The organism is Bartonella sp. AD13SXNS, from assembly GCF_042196465.1.
Taxonomy (GTDB): Bacteria; Pseudomonadota; Alphaproteobacteria; order Rhizobiales; family Rhizobiaceae; genus Bartonella.
Genome location: NZ_JBHIQI010000104.1, coordinates 312 through 673, shown reverse-complemented (window position 1 = coordinate 673; position 362 = coordinate 312). Strand labels below are relative to the sequence as shown.

The window sequence follows — 362 nt, the reverse complement described above, 5'->3', positions numbered from 1 at the left end:
ACATTCGTGTGACGAGCTCTAAGGAATATGTGCGTTTTTATGAGCGCGATACATTAGAAAGCCCTTGGCGCGCTGTGACCCTTGATTTGGCGAAGACGTGAGGGGGTAACATGTCTTTAGCTGTCCTTCATATGGGAAGACGGGCGTTAGGTCTTGATGATGAGACTTATCGCGCACTGCTCTATCGCTTGACGGGCAAGCACTCGGCGAAAGATTTGAGTGTTTTAGAGAAGCACTTGGTTATCGATGAAATGAAAGCATTTGGTTTTGAGCCGAATGTGAAGCGTTTAGAGGGCAAATATGCCAAGAAGCTGCAGGCGCTCTGGATTGCAGGATGGAATCTTGGCATTATTCGTGATCGT

General features: G+C 47.5%; 1 protein-coding gene and 1 pseudogene. Both read left to right on the top strand.

The window, feature by feature from the left end; all coding sequences use genetic code 11:
* A pseudogene (locus tag ACFIMQ_RS09650) lies at positions 1–101 on the top strand (sulfate transporter); the annotation flags it as partial.
* A 9-nt stretch (positions 102–110) separates the two neighbouring features.
* Positions 111–362, top strand: a 252-nt coding sequence (locus tag ACFIMQ_RS09645) for a phage protein GemA/Gp16 family protein (RefSeq protein ID WP_375703954.1), incomplete at its 3' end; no start/stop codon positions are given.